At 48.9% G+C, this 17,215-nt stretch carries 16 protein-coding genes; 2 read left to right on the top strand and 14 right to left on the bottom strand.

The window, feature by feature from the left end:
- Positions 1–144: 144 nt before the first annotated feature.
- On the top strand, positions 145–846 hold the full coding sequence (locus PKI34_06245) for a hypothetical protein (GenBank protein HNS17402.1): 702 nt from the start codon (positions 145–147) through the stop codon (positions 844–846).
- Between the two features lie 73 nt (positions 847–919).
- Here PKI34_06245 and PKI34_06240 read toward each other — a convergent pair whose 3' ends face one another.
- The 3 genes from PKI34_06240 to PKI34_06230 are packed head-to-tail and all read right to left on the bottom strand — an operon-like array spanning position 920 to position 5,373.
- Positions 920–2,062: a glycosyltransferase family 4 protein gene (locus PKI34_06240; GenBank protein ID HNS17401.1), complete on the bottom strand. Its 1,143-nt coding sequence runs from the start codon at positions 2,060–2,062 to the stop codon at positions 920–922.
- 9 nt (positions 2,063–2,071) lie between these two features.
- Entirely contained in the window at positions 2,072–3,166 is a 1,095-nt protein-coding gene (locus tag PKI34_06235; GenBank protein ID HNS17400.1) for a glycoside hydrolase family 99-like domain-containing protein, read from the bottom strand.
- Positions 3,163–5,373 (bottom strand): glycosyltransferase, encoded by a 2,211-nt coding sequence (locus PKI34_06230; protein HNS17399.1) that lies wholly within the window; start codon positions 5,371–5,373, stop codon positions 3,163–3,165. The genes PKI34_06235 and PKI34_06230 overlap by 4 nt, the downstream gene beginning before the upstream one ends.
- Before the next feature lie 96 nt (positions 5,374–5,469).
- Here PKI34_06230 and PKI34_06225 point away from each other — a divergent pair, with 96 nt between their 5' ends.
- The gene (locus PKI34_06225) at positions 5,470–6,669 is read left to right on the top strand and encodes a glycosyltransferase (GenBank protein HNS17398.1); all 1,200 of its coding nucleotides are present in this window, start codon (positions 5,470–5,472) and stop codon (positions 6,667–6,669) included.
- Positions 6,670–6,687: 18 nt separating this feature from the next.
- On the opposite strand, the gene PKI34_06220 is transcribed toward PKI34_06225, so the two are convergent.
- From PKI34_06220 to PKI34_06170, 11 genes are all read right to left on the bottom strand, one after another.
- Complete coding sequence (locus tag PKI34_06220) at positions 6,688–7,911, bottom strand: galactosyltransferase-related protein (protein ID HNS17397.1); 1,224 nt, start codon at positions 7,909–7,911, stop codon at positions 6,688–6,690.
- A complete protein-coding gene (locus PKI34_06215) occupies positions 7,912–8,706 on the bottom strand; it encodes a hypothetical protein (protein HNS17396.1) in 795 nt (264 codons plus the stop codon). It abuts the gene before it with no gap.
- Positions 8,703–9,611: a sulfotransferase gene (locus tag PKI34_06210; GenBank protein HNS17395.1), complete on the bottom strand. Its 909-nt coding sequence runs from the start codon at positions 9,609–9,611 to the stop codon at positions 8,703–8,705. Before PKI34_06210 ends, PKI34_06215 begins: the two co-directional genes overlap by 4 nt.
- A 42-nt stretch (positions 9,612–9,653) precedes the next feature.
- Positions 9,654–11,063: an ABC transporter ATP-binding protein gene (locus tag PKI34_06205; protein HNS17394.1), complete on the bottom strand. Its 1,410-nt coding sequence runs from the start codon at positions 11,061–11,063 to the stop codon at positions 9,654–9,656.
- A gap of 27 nt (positions 11,064–11,090) precedes the next feature.
- The gene (locus PKI34_06200) at positions 11,091–11,909 is read right to left on the bottom strand and encodes an ABC transporter permease (protein HNS17393.1); all 819 of its coding nucleotides are present in this window, start codon (positions 11,907–11,909) and stop codon (positions 11,091–11,093) included.
- A gap of 127 nt (positions 11,910–12,036) precedes the next feature.
- On the bottom strand, positions 12,037–13,764 hold the full coding sequence (locus tag PKI34_06195) for a hypothetical protein (protein ID HNS17392.1): 1,728 nt from the start codon (positions 13,762–13,764) through the stop codon (positions 12,037–12,039).
- Between the two features lie 12 nt (positions 13,765–13,776).
- On the bottom strand, positions 13,777–14,280 hold the full coding sequence (locus PKI34_06190) for a T9SS type A sorting domain-containing protein (GenBank protein ID HNS17391.1): 504 nt from the start codon (positions 14,278–14,280) through the stop codon (positions 13,777–13,779).
- Positions 14,281–14,418: 138 nt separating this feature from the next.
- Positions 14,419–15,504, bottom strand: coding sequence for a hypothetical protein (locus tag PKI34_06185; GenBank protein ID HNS17390.1), 1,086 nt, complete (start codon positions 15,502–15,504; stop codon positions 14,419–14,421).
- Between the two features lie 12 nt (positions 15,505–15,516).
- The gene (locus PKI34_06180) at positions 15,517–16,020 is read right to left on the bottom strand and encodes a T9SS type A sorting domain-containing protein (GenBank protein ID HNS17389.1); all 504 of its coding nucleotides are present in this window, start codon (positions 16,018–16,020) and stop codon (positions 15,517–15,519) included.
- A 343-nt stretch (positions 16,021–16,363) separates the two neighbouring features.
- Positions 16,364–16,879: a hypothetical protein gene (locus PKI34_06175; protein HNS17388.1), complete on the bottom strand. Its 516-nt coding sequence runs from the start codon at positions 16,877–16,879 to the stop codon at positions 16,364–16,366.
- 6 nt (positions 16,880–16,885) lie between these two features.
- Positions 16,886–17,203, bottom strand: coding sequence for a hypothetical protein (locus PKI34_06170; protein HNS17387.1), 318 nt, complete (start codon positions 17,201–17,203; stop codon positions 16,886–16,888).
- Between the last annotated feature and the right edge of the window lie 12 nt (positions 17,204–17,215).

The following is a 17,215-nucleotide window of genomic DNA, read 5'->3' as shown; positions in this document are numbered from 1 at the left end:
ATGGATAAAAGAATACAATCTTTCATTGACCAAAATTTCACTGAAAGCAAATCAGACCAGAGATATAGGGAGATCCCCCTCATTCTGCTAACGGGCAACCCAAAGACAGGAACAACAGCGTTATTTTACTCAATTAAGAATGCTTTGCCGCAAAATTCTGTTTGCATCTTCGAACCGGAAAACAGTGGCGCCAGACTTCCGGAAAAAATTACCGTTCCCGTGCTGGTCAAATGCTTTATGGGCTTAGCCCGGGAGTACGACCATTTTAACAAAAAAATACTGATCACCCGTGATCCCAGGGACCAGATCATTAGCCAAATGCTTTACACACCCTACAACCTCATCACACGAAAATTAATCACTCCTGAAGATAAACTTGAAAGGGCATTGGACCGTGCCGTTCAATTATTGCTGCAAAAAGAAAAAAACCCAGCCGGAGTCACCATACAAGAAATCCGCGAACTAATGCTGCTTGACGAAGGCATAAGCCCACAGGAAAAACTGATCAACTATCATTATCACCATCCAGATATAATGGTCTTTAGATACGAAGATTATGTTGACGGGAATTTTGACCGGTTAAATAAATACCTCGGTCTGAATATCGAAAAAACAGATGATGTAGCTGAAAAACGCGTTATTCGCTCGAAATCGTACGGATTCTGGAAGGACTGGTTCACTCCATCAGATGTTGACCATTACAAAGCTCGTTTCGGGTCCTATATGAAACTCTTTGGCTATGAAGATAACTGGAAAATAAATCCGCTGCAAACCATTGATCCTTCAGTTAGTTCACACTATGTAAGAAACCTGATCGACGAGGCAAAGAATTCTTTAAAATCATAAGATAACCAAAGAAACAATTGCCGCAAGAGCCCAAGGATCAGAAAGCAGCAAGTAAATTAATCAAGTGATCTCATCAGGAAAAAATCCTTTTCAGTTCCTCACAGGGCCTCCGGTTGTAGGCGGTAGCAAACCGGATGGCGCCTGCAGCTATTTCCGAATGATAACCGGGTATGCTGAATAACTCCTGAAGATGTGTCCTGAATCGCTCCGGGTCATCGGCAACCAGAAAAGCATTGCCCGCACCCGATTCAAGCCCCTCGGCTCCGACACTGGACGATATCAGCACCTTTCCAAACCCAATGGATTCGATGTTCTTTATCTTCAGCCCGGTACCGATGGTGATCGGATTGACGACAAGGTCGGCCACGCGGTAAATGTTACTTATGTCATTGACTTCGCCCATTTTGATGATCCCCGGCCGATCCTCCACCCTTTCACAGATGTTACCCGCAACATACAGCTCGATCCCGGGAAAATGCTCCAGCAGGGATGGCCAGTAGAATTGAATGAAATCCGTGATCGCATAATAATTGTTCGGATTATTGGACCCCAGAAACAAGAGTCTTTTTCGGGGAATGTCAATTTTTTCGGGACGAATGACGCTGACAAGATGCCCGATCGTTACCACTTTCTTACGTGTAAGCTTCCTGTAAAAGGCAGCTTCCCTGTCCTGGATGGCCATGACGACATCAGCACGGTCAACGCCTTTTTTTTCCTCTTTACGTGGAGTGGAATACCAGACTGGTTGCTTCCCTGCCTGCTGCCAGAGCTTGTGCCGTTTGGTCATCCTGTCGTGGGTGTCGACCAGCTTCAGCACTTCAGGGCCGAAATTCAGCAGACCCCTGGTGTTGAAGATATACTCCGCGATCACGGCTGTAAAGCGATGTTCCTTATGCAGTTTACGGATCTCCCCATCCAGGGATACGTTGTAGTGATCATCCACCCTGGAATAATACCGGTAGTTGGAATTCAATGCGGTCAACCATACGGGATATGGCCTCGGTTCAGGTTTTTGGTAGGGCAGGTAGTGGAACCGCTCTCCCCAGAAGGACTGCATCGCCTGCAGATCCCCTCCTTCCTGATCGGAATACAGGAAATGCACCTCATGTCCTTCTTCGGTCAGAAAAGTGGAATAAACGAGGATCCGTGCCCGGTTGCCTGCATTCGTGGGATGGGTGGGTGTGGGGGAAATGATCAGGATCTTATGTCGCATCATTCATAGGATTTAGATTGCGGTCGGTGTGTTTTTAACCTCCCGGATGGCCTCCAGGTATCCCCTGCCCCACAGGGCGTCCGGCTCCAGGTAATTGCCTTCCGCCCACTCGTTCCAGGATTTCACAAGGATCATCTTTTCCCCGGCCGTCCGCCTCAAAACATACTGAACTCCTTCGAGCAGATGCTTTTTAAAGGATTCCGGCGTTGACCCCTGAAACACCACCCCTCTCCTTCCACACCGCGGTGTGTTGTCCCAATTCGGTATAAGGGTGGGGATGAAATCCTTGCCTGAAAGCAGGCTGAAATCATACGCTTCTATCAATTTCCGATAGTGGTATACTTCCGGCCATCCCAGCAGCACCCGCCTCTTCACAATGCCAGCAAGCCGGCGAGACAGCTTTCGCTCATACGTATGAATGTAATGGAAAGGCTGGTGTATGGTCTTTTCATCAAAACCATCCTTTTGATGGTCCCAGTCAATGTAATGGACACCGATGAAGTAGATTCCAGAAAAACCATTTTTCACCGCCAGTTCGTTCCAGAATTCCGTAAAAAAATTAGGATCAGGAAGTTGATCAGGTATGTACACAAAAACCAGTGGCTTTGACCGGATCTTGATATAACGCGCATCTTCAAAGGCAGGAAGAAGGTGATAGAAATGCTTCTCATCATCATCCCTCCCCGGATAGGTCTGTTCGACGATGATCTGGTCATTCAGTCCATGCCATTTGCCGGTCCACGACTGGTTGGCCCAGGCCACGCAAAACGGAAAATCCGGTTTCCCCGATGCGAGCACTTCCCGCAGGGGTCTCTCCAGCAATGTTTTTCCGCCGCCAAACCAGTAATGCCAGTAACAAAATCCATCAATGCCAAATAACTTCGCCAGCTGAGCCTGGGCCTCCCTGGCTTCAGCATCCCTGAGATCGTAATAACCAAGCCCGGCGGGTATCCTGGGCTGAAGATGCCCCCTGTACAATGGCCGTGCCTTCTTCACATTCGTCCATTCCGTAAATCCTTCTCCCCACCACTGATCATTTTCCGGGATCGGGTGGTACTGCGGTAGGTAAAAGGCCAGTATTCTTACGGGGATCGTTTCGCTGTTCACGGGTTATCCTCTAAGTCGTTTTGAATGATCGAATACGCTTTTTCTTTTGAAAAATTATCCCTTACGTACATCACCGAGGCTTCAGCGAGCTTTTGCAGTTCGCCTTCATTTTCATAAAGACCAATGATCTTCCTGGCGAAAGCCTCTGCTTCATCGGCGACCTGGAGAATGGATCGCGCCCCGTCCAGTCCCTCAGCGCCAATGGTTGTCGTAACCACCGGCATTCCGTAGTACATGGCTTCCACGATCTTCCCTTTCAACCCGGCGCCATAGCGCAGTGGCGCCACCACGAGCCTGCAGGTTTCATACAGAATTTCCAGTTCTTCGTCGCTTACCAGTCCTACAACCCGGATGGTTTCTGACTGTCGTTCCAGGATGGCTTCCGGGGGATCGGAACCTGCAATATAAAACTGAATTCCAGGCAGTTGCGCAGCCACCTCAGGCCAGATGTCGTTCAGGAACCAGTTCACGGCATCCACGTTGGGCGGATGGTGGAATCCTCCCAGAAACAGAATCCCCTTCTTTTTACTCCAGTCGGCTTGCCTCTGGGGAAACGCATCGTAAATATACGGAACAATGGCCCTCACCGGCCGCGTTATGTGAAATTCCGAGCGAAGGATATCAATTTCCGACTGCGATGGATAATAGATTACATCACACGACTCAAAAAGTTTCTTTTCCATCGCTCTGAACCTTTCGGCCTCTTTCAGCTGCCCTTTTCCGCGCTCGAGCTCGTAACGTCGAAATGCCCGCAGGTAATGAAGATCGTGACCGTAATAGATGATCTTTCCGGTCGTGAATTCTTTTACCCATCCCAGGTACTTATCGGCTATGACCGGCCGGCTGAGGAATATGACCGAAAAATTCTTTCCATTATCGGAAAGCCATTGACGCAAATTCGCCTCGTAAAAGGCCCCGTGAAGGACTTCCGTCCCCTGCTGTTCCATCGGTGATACCAGCCTGGCAGGAGGATAGAAGTAGTCGCTGACAAATTTGATCAGATATCCCTTCTCCGTGAACAGCTGAATATAGCACTGCATCGTTCTTGATCCTGCCGAAACATCGTACATCGGAACATTGTAATCGATCATCAGCAGGTACTGTCTGTCCTGGCCGCGCTCCCTGGCAATGAAAACATTTTCGGGACCCTCCGTCAAATGGTGTTTCTCCAACTGGGTTTTCCAGCGGTTACAAAATAGTTCCGAAGCCTGTATACCTGATGTATTTTGCTGCTGATCACCCAGTAGCAGCCGTGCAAGTGGTTGATAAACGACTTTTTTTTCCGATGCACGGGATTTCATGGCCAGATCGTGCACCGAAAAAGGCCAGGCACTGAAGGGCAGTGGCGCGTCCTGGATCCATTCCAGGAGCAGCTCCCTGTCAACCACAGCAAAATGATCGGAGGAATCCACTTCTTTGAGATAATTGAATTCGGGTGCCCCGGGATCCCCTCCCTGCCCGTAGCGGGTATAAACGCCGTCGTTCCATAGGATGGCCCCTGCGGACTCCAGGGTGTACTGATCAACTAACACCCGGGGAACGACCATCCCGGTCTTTTTGTCCCTGCCCAGCGTTGTCAGGCAGGTCTGGACGGTTTCCGGCTGAAGGACACTGTCCCCGTCCAGCAATCCTATTGAGTGGAGGGATGGATGATGAAGGACATAGGATGGCAGCATTTGTTCATCAAGGTACCGGATCCCGCTCAGAGCCTGGCCTGGCGCAAATTCCCTGCAATCCCCCGAGAGAATGATCCTGTAAGGAATGGAGACGGTCTGCACCAGTGATTTTATCGAGTTGAACAAGGAATTGGCGGAGCCAGGGTGAGCATAAATGAAAAGGATTTCCGGTTGTTCGTGGTCAGGAATTTGAAGTCTTTCCCCTGGAGAGTCTTCCATTTCAGGGGCCGTTTCTGCAACCGCCATCGTCTCTTTGCCGGGATTCAGTGCTTCTGTGGCTTTCCGATCGTACTGGATCCTGTTCTCATTGAACAAGGCACGGATATACCCCCCGAAATCCTGCCATTTGAATGATTTCACATAATGCCAGGGGTGCCGTAGGATCCTGAATGCCGACTTCAGTAGCATCCACCGCCTGGATCCGTAGGGAAAAAATACGTATAATGCCCTTAGAACGATCGGTGACACATTATAAACAGGTTTAAGACATCCAACGAATATATTGGTCAGACTGACGCAATCCTTCTTCAAAAATACCTAAATTTTTACATTATGCGAGATAAAACTACGGCCGGTCCAATTCAGCAATTTATTATCTTAGCACCAGATTCATTTCGTCGTCACAACATGCCCCAGCCAGGAATATCGGTTATCACCCCGACCTTCAATGCAGCCAAAACACTGGAAAAATGCATTTTAAGTGTTGCACGTCAGAATTACCCTGCAATTGAACATATCATCATGGATGGAAATTCGACCGACGAAACAGTTGCCCTGATCCGTAAACTCCAGAAGCAGTTCAGCCACATCCGGCTGTTCTCCGAAAAAGACAGCGGAGTGTATGATGCCATCAACCACGGAATGGAGCAAAGTAAAGGGGAATGGCTTTATTTCCTGGGCGCTGATGATCTTTTATATAACGACACCGTTCTGAACGACCTGGCCCGCGAAGGGGTGTTTGCAACGGAAAGGGTGATTTATGGTAATGTATACGTTGAAGGACAGACAAGCTGGGCAAATGACCAGGCCGTGTATGACGGGCCCTTCACACTGGAAAAACTTCTAAGGAAGAACATCTGCCACCAGGCATTATTCTACCCCCGAAGTGTCATTCAAACCGTCGGGTATTTCAATACAAAGTATTCAACCACAGCCGACTGGGATTACAACCTGCGGTGTTTTACCAGGTATGAATTCTTTTTCGTTGACCGGATCATCGCTTTCTTCCACGCAGGCGGCATATCAACAGACAAAACCGATGATTCCATTACGGGAGACTTTCCGGAGAACCTGATCAGCTATTTCGGCATCAATCCGTGGAACGGTGAACAGTACGACCGGGATTCTCCCTTCTTCTACCATATGGCACAATACAGGGAGAAGGCGTATCAAGACAGGATCAAAGAGCTTATACAAAAAAATTCTGATCTTGAAGATGATCTGGCAAAACTGCAGAAATCCTGCTTGGAAAAAACCAATCACCTAAATGCGGTGATCAGTGATCTGCAGGAACAAGTACGATCATCCCAGCAGAAGAACAAATTGCTTCAGGACGAACAGAGCGATCTCCTGGAACAAATAAAATCATTACAATTAAATATCCAAGGGCTTCAGGACGAACAGAGCAAAATGAGCAGGCAAAATCTCTTCCTAACAGGTGAACTCGACCGAATCCGTGCGAAAATGGGCGAACTGAATGCATTGATCGAAGAAAGGCAAAACAGGATCGAGACGATCCTGAAGTCCTACACCTGGAAAACCGGAAACCTCATCCTTGCTCCCCTGAAATATCTGTCGGACCACACGAAAAAGAACAAAGGGACGTAAATGTGCCAGGTGGTTGCCCTACCTTCTTTTTTTTGCAACCAATCCCAAAAAAAGCCGGAGAGGGACCGCAATGATGCTGACAAGGACACGACCGATCCTCCACGTCCAGGACCGATGCAGCTGGTTGATTTGATCTTCAAGGTTCACGACCCTCTCTTTTTCCACTTCAAAATCAGCACTGACAGCTTTCAGTTCACGCTCAACACTTTTCAACAATTGTTGGAGCGTGGCAGCCTCCTGGCTGTAATGGTGAAGCTTATTTTCAATGGCATGCAAAACCGTTTTAACGGTGCCGCCTTTTTCATCACTTATGTAAAGGTGATAAAGCTTTTCAAGACCGCCATCTTCATCGCCGGAAAAAATTTCAGGCAAAAGGCTGAATCCCAGCTGGTTCATCCGGTCTTTGACTGCAACGACCCTGCTGATCTCCCAGAGTTCAGGAGGGATCACCCTGTTGTCATCTATAAGAGGATCGCATAGAATATGATTATCCCCCCGTTGTTCCATTCTGAAATCCCTCATCGTTTGTTTTGACGACCAGGGTTCCATCTGCCGGCTGATGTATCGGTTCATCAGGATCTGAATGACAGCCCGTTCGGAGTCGGGTAGCGAAAACAGAGCCCGTGTTGCATCCTGGTGAATGGTGCGGTGCTCGTGTTCGATATGGTGCAAGGTATCGTTGCTGATGTCCACACGTTTAAGTCTTTGTGCCTGCAACCGCCCGTACAGGTCGTCGTCGTCCCACCCGTACATCTGGATGAACTCGTTGTACCCGTTCACCCTGAAAAAATCATCCCGGTACAAGTAGACCATTCCGTTGAGGTACTGCTCGTTTTCATTCCGCTGGTTGATCCAGTTGCCCGCATAGAAAATTCCCGGCTGAAGAATGTGATGTTCAAAAAATCCGGTCAGGATCTCAACGTCTGCATCGATCTTGAAGATTTTATCGCAGGTCGTGAGCCGTGCTGCAAGGTTGAAGGCCTGGGTGAGGATCCATTTTTTCTGGTTACTGACAACGGCCAGGACGATCCTGCCGTCCTGGTAACGTTCAACCAGAGGTTCCAGGGACAGATCGGAGGCCCAGTCGACAAGGATGATCTCATCGATCTCCGGAAACCTCAGCCAGGTTTTCAGCGCCTTTTCAAGGTTCTCGCCACGGTTCTTGCAGGCGGTGAACAACGAGATCCCCTCACGGATTTTAACGGTCGTACTCTTTATGCTCTCGGTCATCTCTTCTTTCATTCAGTCAGGATCTGTACCCAAGGGCAAGTAATTCGCGAGTTCACATAATCTTCTGTAAACAGACACTGTCCGGGCCGGCACCCTCCCCGACGCCACCGTCCGGTTCAATTTTTCATCGATCCAATCCTTTTGAAGGTCACAATCCAGGAAATCCTCTGTTTTAGGCAATATATCTCCTGAAAGCAACTGCCGGTAATGAACATAGAGAATATCCATACGTCCAGTAAAATTACTGAGAATATGCGAATACAAATTATACAGCAATCGGAATGCGCTCTTTCTTGTGATGTATAGATCGCCAAGGTATTCATGTCTGGCACATGCATCGAGTATGCTCTGCACCGTAACATCCGGTTCCCTGAACACACAGATGAAACGTGTACCCTGCGGCAGGAATTTTTCCCAGACCGGATAGGTATAACTGAATCTGGGATCCTTGAAACAAAAGGGCTCTTTCCGGAGAGCCGACTGGATCCTTTCTTCAATGGAAGCATCCTCACAGGTGATGGTAACGGCCGGAGGGACCGAGGTCAGCCAGCGCTGGTCCCTGACCGGGAATTTATTGCGGGACCTTGGAAACACTGAATAATAGAAATTCCTGTCGGGCCTGACATTGTATTTCGCCAGGATATCCTCATTGATGCCGTTGATCTCGGCACATTCAAAAAACCCCTTTGGATTGGATTCCAGGGGGGCGTACAGTTCCTCTCCCATATAATAACCTGCATTGTACAGCAGTCCACCCATCAGGCTGGTGCCACTTCTGCCGGAACCCATGATCAGGCAATTTTTCATCGTTTGAACCACTTTGCGAATGAAAAAACACAACGCCTGGCGGCCGGTGCATATCCCAGGTCCTTCAGGTACAACGCATTTTCGTGTTCGATCTCCCGGATCTCTTCACTTGTGAGCCCTTTCCTCCAGGCATTTGCCCTTCGTCCGGAAACGGGCTTGAGGGTCATTGCGTGCCAGCCAAGTCGGTGCCTGGGCACCAGTTCCCTTTCACGGTTGATCCTGTGAAAATCCAGCATCGAAGGATCGTAATCTACCCTGAGGAACGAACAGACCTCTTTCATCATCTTTTCAGGATGTCGAACCAGCTCCTCGTAATGCAAACTGAAATAATTGCGGTCACCCAACAGGCCCGTATGAACTTTGTGAACCTGCTGATAGCGTTGCCGGACAAAATCGGTCAAGGGCTCACTGATCTCCCATTGCTTGCGGATGGTCTCATCCTTCAGTGAATGATAGACGGCACGGACATCCCGGATGATATGAAGGATCCTGGCTTCCGGAAAATGCCGCTTAATGACGGATACGTGGAAAAGGTTGTACGGATTCTTGTCGCCCCAGATCAATGCCCCGGGGGCATTCATCTCAACGTATAAAAGGTAAACGTTCTTAACGACCGTCGCATAATCAGGATCGCTAAGGCCGTGAAGCCTTTCTGCCAGGCGATCCCTGTCCAGTTTCCAATCCCTGAATTTCCCATCCTGGTAAAGGGATGTGATGAATTCTTCCAGCTGACCGCTCATTTGCAGGCTGCCGGCGAAGCGGGACTCATTGAGCGGGAAGAACAGGCTCTCCGGAGGGATGCAGATCAGCGGGTGTGAAGTCAGCAGCAACCTCAGCAGCGTGGTTCCGGAGCGGTCGGCACCGATGACAAAAACGGGTCTGTCCTCCATCGTCCGTTCATTCATAACGAGAACATATTACCGTGAACATTGGATTGCCGCATTGACCTACATTTTAATGCGTTTTATGGTAGCCGACTGGTGGAAATGGGTAATGCCGCAGAATTTTCTCTCCCCGTCGGGGAGCACCTTGAATACACAGGCATCCAGGATCCTGTTCAGTACGACCGGTTCACCGCTTTCGTGGCTCCTGACGCCGATGTTGATGTAATAGTTGGCCGGCAACAGTTGGCAAAAGAAGTTCCACTCAATCTCCACGGCCTCACCCGCGTTGATCTCATCCATATACTTATTTTCCGCAGGTGTGTTCACACCGGAAATCAAAAGTCCCGTTTCGGTCCTGATCGCAAGGCTGAAATTGACCTGCCTGACCGTGACATCGAACTTCACCTGGCAGGAGATCGCGTACTCGCGGTTCATCACCAGTGCATTCACCTTTTCACCTCCCAGTGTACGGATCGCGATGTTCTCAATATCCACGTCATAGTTCCGGGTCACGACCGGCTCCTTCGAAAGAAAATCCGGGATATAAAGCGGCGACTGAACGTATCCATCGTCATTATCAGCAAGCCGGAACGACTCTGTGGTAGAAAAAGGTGATCCCGACCTCCTTTTCTCACTGACCGAGGAAATGACCTTGGGTGCCGATCCGTCGGCAGCAAGATCACGTATCTCCTGCCTGATCCGTGTCCTGTCGGACTTTTTGGAAAAAAGCAGCTTCTGGTACTGGTTGGTCACGAATTTAGGCTCACCGTCCAGAATGAGTTCCCCGTCATCGAGAAGGATCACCCTGGTGCACAGTTCGTTGATGGAATTGATCATATGGGATACATAGATGATCGTCTTCCCCGAATGAAAGAATGCTTCCATCCTGGCAAAGCTTTTCCGGCGGAAAAGCTCATCGCCAACCATCAGGATCTCATCCAGGATCAGGATATCCGGATCAATGTTCACCGACACGGCAAAGGCCAGCCTGGCTTTCATTCCGCTCGAATAGGTCTTCAGGGGCTGGTTGATGAACTCGCCAACCTCGGCAAAACCGAGAATATCGTCCAGCTTTTTTTCAATTTCCTTCCGTGAAAAGCCAAGCAGGGAGCTGTAGAAAAAGATGTTCTCCATACCCGTGAATTCAGGGTTGAATCCGGATCCCAGCTCCAGCAGAGGAACAATGTTTCCGTTGGTGGTTATCTTCCCGGTGGTTGGAGTCAGTACACCGGCGATGATTTTGAGCAGGGTGGATTTTCCGGAGCCATTTTTTCCGACAATGCCCAGTATCTCACCCTTTTTAATGTTGAGGTTGATGTCGTTCAGTGCGTAAAAATCCCTGTAGTATTTCTTCTTGAGGGGATTGAACGCTTCCTTCAGCCGGTCGGTCTTGTTTTGATACAGCCGGTACTTCTTGAAAACTCCCTCGAGCTGGACGGCGTAAGTGTCTTCGTAGATGGGCTGTTCGTTCATTTGTACAGGCTAAGGATCGATGCACTATCAGACTACATCCGCAAAATGGGGCCGTAACTTCTTGAAAACCATCGTGCCAATGACCAAAAACAGGAAGGTCAGTCCCCAGAAATAAGGCGTCAGCACAGGGTGTTTCCAGAAACCGACCTGGAACAGAAAACTATCCCTGTAACCGTTCACAATATAATATAGCGGATTCAATTTCAATATATTAACATACGTCTCCGAAAATCCCCAGGTATACCAGAAGACAGGGGTCAGGAAAAATAACAGCATCGTAACGATGCTGATGATATTTTTCAGATCCGGGAAAAAAAGGCTCACGGAGGATGTGATCCAGGCCAGACCCAGCAGGAAGGCAAAAAGTGAAAGAATGTAATAGAATACCTGCAGCCAGTACCAGGAAGGGTAAACATGATTGAAGAGCAAAAAGATCACGGCGATGACCAGGATCACGGCGTGGAGCATCAGGTTCGACAGGATCTTGACCAAGGGCAGGATCGCCACCCTGAAGTTGACCTTGTTGAGCATGAACGAATAGGCGCTGATGCTGTCGGTGGCCTGTTCGAGTGTGGCCGAAAAGAAATTGAAGGCAATATAGCCGGTGATCAGGTAGGCAACATACGGAGTCCCTTCGACGTCGCTGCTGCCGAATTGTACGGAGAAGACAAAATAGAGGATCAGGATGAAGGCAAGCGGTTCAAAGATGGCCCAGACGATGCCGAGGTAATTTTTTATGTACTTGTTCAGGAAGTCGTGCCGTGTCAACTCCAGGATCAGATCCTTGTTGACATAGATCTGGTGAATGAAATCCCTGGTTTCGGCAAGAATGGTCCGTAGCGTCATAGCCTTGCATCTTGGTAGTCAAAATTAAGAAAACTATGGTTTTTGGGAAATAAAAAATGCAAATTACGTCCGGAAATAAAAAAAGCTGACCTGAAGCAGGCCAGCTTTTTCATTCATTCTTTTTATTTTAGCTGACTTTATGGATGGAGACATAGGTAAAAACCCCGTGCGGGTCACCCTTGACAAAGACCGGGAAGGGAACCCACCATTGACCCGGTCCGGCTAATCCCACCAGAAAGACACAGATCTCGATATAATCGTTTTGACCGTTACAGTAGACCACATCGCTGACATTGGGGGCGTTCATGAACCAAAAAGCCGAGAATTCGTGCGTGGGTTCCATCATTCCAGGATAAAAGACCTGGTACTCTGAATTCAACTGGAAATTATTCCCCTGAGCGTACAGTTGTCCATTCAGGAATATACCGATCGACAAGAATATGGGCCACGGAGGTGTCATCAACCGGGAGCCTCCGCCGTCCTCGCGGATGGGGCCACCGCCCTCGGGGATCAGTTCCCAGATCCACCCTGAGGAATCGATGGGTATCTCAAACCGGGCATTGACCTGATAATATCCTTCCTCCTTAGGCATAAAGAAGGAAGTCAGGAACCCGGGTGGAGGAGGAGGAATGGGTGGAACTGGAGGAGGCACCATTATGATAAACTCCGAGTGTTCATCAAAGGCAGGCTGAGGAGCTATGACCTGAAATGGAATCGGGAGCCAGGGCCGGCCGTACCAGTCCCAGTAATAAAAAAGCGGAGGCCCAGGCATGCCGAGTGGAAAATTCGCGGGCATAAAAGCCCTTGCCCTTGACTGATGGTTAAAATCGACGATCCCGTTGTTCGCCGAGGTACTGTGGATCCGCATCATCGTATTGCCATCACCGTACAGTGTACCGGTCAGCTGGTTGGTGTTGGTGATCTTAAAACACTGATTATCGTCATTGTCGATGCCGAGGCTGATGTTGGCCGGGGGATTGAAGAACCGCAGAGCTGCATCACCGGTGGCATTGGCGTTATTGATCAGCAGCTGTGGAGTCGTCGTCGCCGTATTCTGGAAGAGGTGCAGCCTGGTTGATGGCGTTGTGGTTCCCATTCCGATATTGCCGCCGGTCAGAAAGTACAGGGCATTGGCGGCACTGTTGGCCTCTATGGTAATGACATCCAGCGCATTGGCCTGGTCACGGATCTTAAATCCACCGTAGGTGGTCGCCTTGAATTTCCAGTTCGCCCCGCTGAAGTCATCCACCATGGAGTAGGTTGCCCCACCGCCGCCCCCGAGGTTGCGGATCGTGATGGTCGGCTCGCCCATGTTCTTTGCCACATAAAGCAATGTTCCGGGCGCATTATTCCCGATACCGACATTTCCGGAGGGGTAACTCCCGCCGTGGCCGGTGACCACGTGGCCGCCTGTGATCTCCCAGTCATAATCATTGCCCTGCTCCCCGCTGCCGCTCTTTTCAGCGTACAGGGCATACGGAACGGATAACAGCTCGGAAACCCCCATCAGCTCAAAATCAGTTCCCCCTGACGGATCCATTTCGATACGCAGGTAATGACTTCCGGATCCCCAGTCGATTTCCGACATATTGCCAAGAATCGTACGACCCGAACCTACCTGAAGGTTGATCAGACCAAACTCACTGGTGGTAACGGATTGGTGTTCCCTGTAAATCTCCGGGCCACTGTTGCCGGATTGCAAAATACTGATCTGCAGACTGACGTTCTGATTCGACAGCACCTGGCCTGCCCTGTCACGGGCCACTGCCTGGTACTTGAAAGCTCGGGGTGCCTGAGCGAAGAGGGTAATAGTCAGCACCCCCGTCAAAACGAGTGTAAGGAAAGCTTTTTTCATAACGAGAAGATTTTAGTAATTGACCTTATGGATCTTAAAGGACTGAGTAAGATGCGAATTCAGGTTGATGACCCTCAGAACGAACAGTGATGAGCTGAATGGACTGACATCCAGTTGTTCTTTGTGCGTCTGGGATCGGACAGTTTGATCATAGATCCGCTGACCGACAAAATCGAACAGCTCAAGCTGGATCTGCGGATCTTTCTCAAGGGAAGTAATTTCAACGGTCAAAAGGTCATTCACAGGATTGGGATATACGGCAACATCCACATCGGGATCTTCCGGAGAGTCAACTTTCAGGATCTGCAGGAAAGATTGCTGAAATCCCTGCGTGAGCAGGCTGTTTTCAGAAGAAATGGTCTCGGTCACCGCCTCGCCCAGTGTCCAGCTCAAGGAACCGTTTTTTGAGGTAAAAATATCCCCGGCACTGGCAATGACTTCGGGGATCAAGGATTGTGCCTGTGAAAAGAAGGCCAGGCCAGCAATCAGAAACAAGGAAAGGATTGAATGTTTCATCTGGATTGAGTTTAGGAAATAATGAACGGGATCAGATCAGGTATAAATAAAGTATGTAAAAATAATCACTCTGAAAACAGAAAGCAATAGGGAACGTTAAATTGAGGAAAAAAAGTGCCTCTGAGGTATTAAGGATCATTATTTTTTCAGCGTGGATATTCTGGCTTTCAGCGCCTCATTCTCTTTCTGAAGTTCGATCAGGTACAGTGTCAGCTCTTCGATCTTCTGCAACAGGATTGCGTCCATCTGACCCAGCTTTATGCCATTCGATCTCACTTCCTCGGCTGATGGAACACCCGGAAGGCGCCCGTGTTGCTGTATATATTGATCCAGCTCGGTTAATGATGGAAGGTCGTAGCCTTCATCAAAGACAAAATCCGACCAGCCGGTCTCCTTTACCTCCACTTCCTTGCAGGTGATGCTGCCGTTGACAGCCAGCTTCGAGGAAGGATTCACCTCGCCAATGCCAATGTTGCCGGAACCATTGATGTAAAGGACATTCGCTGCACTATTGGCCTCAATGGTAATGACATCCAGCCCATTGGCCTGGTCACGGATCTTAAATCCACCGTAGGTGGTCGCCTTGAATTTCCAGTTCGCTCCGCTGAAGTCATCCACCATGGAGTAGGTCGCCCCGCCGCCGCCCCCGAGGTTGCGGATCGTGATGGTCGGCTCACCCATGTTCTTGGCCACATAAAGCAATGTACCGGGCGTATTGTTCCCGATACCGACATATCCGGAGGGGTAGCTCCCGCCGTGACCGGTAACCACGTGGCCCTCCGTGATCTCCCAGTCGTAATCATCGCCCCGCTCACCGGTGCCGCTCTTATCGGCGTACAGCGCATACGGAACGGATAACAGCTCGGAAATCCCCATCAGCTCAAAATCTGTTCCCCCTGACGGATCCATGTCGATACGCAGGTAATGACTTCCGGATCCCCAGTCGATCTCCGACATATTGCCAAGAATCGTACGGCCCGCACCTACCTGAAGGTTGATCAGGCCAAACTCACTGGTGGTAACGGATTGGTGTTCCCTGTAAATCTCCGGGCCACTGTTGCCGGATTGCAAAATACTGATCTGCAGACTGACGTTCTGATTCGACAGCACCTGGCCTGCCCTGTCACGGGCCACTGCCTGGTACTTGAAAGCGCGGGGTGCCTGCGCGGAAAGGGCAAAGGCCAGCACCGCCGTGAAAATGAGTGCTAGTAAAGCTTTTTTCATAACAAGAAGATTTTAGTAGTTGACCTTGTGGATCTTAAAGGACTGAGTAAGATGCGAATTCAGGTTAATGACCCTCAGAACAAACAGCGATGAGCTGAATGGACTGACATCCAGTTGTTCTTTGTGCGTCTGGGATCGGATCGTTTGATCATAGATCCGCTGACCGACAAAATCGAACAGTTCAAGCTGGATCTGCGGCTCTTTCTCAAGGGAAGTGATTTCAACGGTCAAAAGGTCCTTCACGGGATTGGGATATACGGTAACACCCACATCGGGATCTTCCGGAGAGTCAACCTTCAGGATCTGCAGGAAAGATTGCTGAAATCCCTGCGTGAGCAGGCTGTTTTCAGAAGAAATGGTCTCGGTCACCGCCTCGCCCAGTGTCCAGCTCAAGGAACCGTTTTTTGAGGTGAAGATATCCCCGGCACTTGCAATGACTTCGGGAATCAAGGATTGTGCCTGTGAAAAGCAGGCCAGCCCAGCAATCAGAAACAATGAAAGGATTGAATGTTTCATCTGGATTGAATTAAGGAACCAATGAACGGATTCAGGTCAGGTATTTAGTATACAAATATAATCACTTAAATAGCGAAAAGCAATGCATCAATAAAATAAGTGTAAATTTATTTCAAATTCAGACGATTGCCGGTGGATACCCCTCTTCAGCCCGCCTCCTTAGCGCTGTCATGATCATGCCCAGCGATACCTTGGTCATGTAGTGGGGACTGTTGAAGATCGTTATGGAAGAGATCCCTCCCTGGCGTTTCTCCCGACTTTGACACTTTGATTTTGTAACTATTTTGTTAACAACACAGAAGGACCACCAAACCAGGTTTGTGCTACTACATTTTTTGAATTTTCAGAGTATTTTAGGGGGTATTCTCATATTCATCACTTTCAATAAATTTTGAGCATTTACTGGTATATCCGTCCTCACCCAGATCGTATGCGATTTTATATTTACAGGTATTGTCAGGACGTTATTTAATTCTTCCATGACCATTGCTACTGTCAGTGGTCTTGTTTTAATGGATTGTCCTTCAATCGCTTTTGATTCTAATCTGTCATGTTGTTCCCGAAGGGCTTTGGTCATAGTAGCTTCACACAAATAGGAAAGGAAGCAAATCATCAGATGTCCGATGATCCGATGATCGGTCCAGTGCAAAACCGGGCGTGATCTCAGGCTGCCCTTGAGTTCTCCAAAAGCGCCTTCGATTTTCCACAGTTGCTTGTAATTTAACACAATGTCTTTGGCTGAATTATTGGTTAAATTGGTGATAATGCCAAAGAAACCATCTTTTTCAAAGGTGTTTCCCGGATGAACCTCAAAACTTAACGGAATGCCATCTGTATCGGTTAACAATCCAAAAACCACCTGCGTTCAATCTGTCCGCATTTCCTTGCTGGATCCAAACTTACGCAATTGCCCCAGGTCTTCACGGGTACTTTCAAAGCGCAGAGTGGTAAAATCATAAAGCACGATGTCAACATGCATACTGAAGAGATCCTTTTTGTAATGATACAGGACCATCTCCATTTCTTCTTTATGTCGGGCCAATAGATCCAGGCTGCGGTAAATATGCTGAAGGGACAGATGGTGATTTACCATAACCGGATAAAGTCTTTCTATCCATCGCTCGTATAAAGCAAGCTTGGAAACAGGCTTGACAAACCTGGACGATACCAGGGTAAAGATCACTTTCTTCAGATC

The sequence above is a fragment of the Bacteroidales bacterium genome, from assembly GCA_035342335.1.
In the GTDB taxonomy this organism is placed as follows: Bacteria; Bacteroidota; Bacteroidia; order Bacteroidales; family JAGONC01; genus JAGONC01.
Note: the sequence above shows the minus strand (reverse complement) of the source record. Positions and strands in the feature narration are given on the sequence as shown.

Coding starts and splice junctions, on each gene's coding strand:
- PKI34_06195 (HNS17392.1), bottom strand. CDS start 13,764: ATGAAAAAAGCTTTCCTTACACTCGTTTTGACGGGGGTGCTGACTATT.
- PKI34_06225 (HNS17398.1), top strand. CDS start 5,470: ATGCCCCAGCCAGGAATATCGGTTATCACCCCGACCTTCAATGCAGCC.
- PKI34_06185 (HNS17390.1), bottom strand. CDS start 15,504: ATGAAAAAAGCTTTACTAGCACTCATTTTCACGGCGGTGCTGGCCTTT.
- PKI34_06220 (HNS17397.1), bottom strand. CDS start 7,911: ATGAAAGAAGAGATGACCGAGAGCATAAAGAGTACGACCGTTAAAATC.
- PKI34_06210 (HNS17395.1), bottom strand. CDS start 9,611: ATGAATGAACGGACGATGGAGGACAGACCCGTTTTTGTCATCGGTGCC.
- PKI34_06240 (HNS17401.1), bottom strand. CDS start 2,062: ATGATGCGACATAAGATCCTGATCATTTCCCCCACACCCACCCATCCC.
- PKI34_06205 (HNS17394.1), bottom strand. CDS start 11,063: ATGAACGAACAGCCCATCTACGAAGACACTTACGCCGTCCAGCTCGAG.
- PKI34_06200 (HNS17393.1), bottom strand. CDS start 11,909: ATGACGCTACGGACCATTCTTGCCGAAACCAGGGATTTCATTCACCAG.
- PKI34_06215 (HNS17396.1), bottom strand. CDS start 8,706: ATGAAAAATTGCCTGATCATGGGTTCCGGCAGAAGTGGCACCAGCCTG.
- PKI34_06180 (HNS17389.1), bottom strand. CDS start 16,020: ATGAAACATTCAATCCTTTCATTGTTTCTGATTGCTGGGCTGGCCTGC.
- PKI34_06190 (HNS17391.1), bottom strand. CDS start 14,280: ATGAAACATTCAATCCTTTCCTTGTTTCTGATTGCTGGCCTGGCCTTC.